General features: G+C 52.4%; 1 rRNA gene. It reads right to left on the bottom strand.

The window, feature by feature from the left end:
• Positions 1 to 248 (bottom strand): 16S ribosomal RNA (locus ACTHS4_RS12305); the annotation flags it as partial.

Raw genomic sequence — 248 nt, 5'->3', positions numbered from 1 at the left:
GACTACTCGGGTATCTAATCCTGTTTGCTCCCCACGCTTTCGCGCCTCAGCGTCAGTAAAGGACCAGGTTGCCGCCTTCGCCACCGGTGTTCTTCCCAATATCTACGAATTTCACCTCTACACTGGGAATTCCACAACCCTCTTCCTCACTCAAGATATAACGTCTCAAACGCAGTCCCCAGGTTGAGCCCAGGAATTTCACGTATGACTTAGACGGCCGCCTACGAGCCCTTTACGCCCAGTAATTC

Origin of the sequence: Neisseria sp. P0014.S009, assembly GCF_051958155.1 — a bacterium.
GTDB lineage: Bacteria > Pseudomonadota > Gammaproteobacteria > Burkholderiales > Neisseriaceae > Neisseria > Neisseria flavescens_C.
This window is presented reverse-complemented; position numbering and strand designations above follow the sequence as displayed.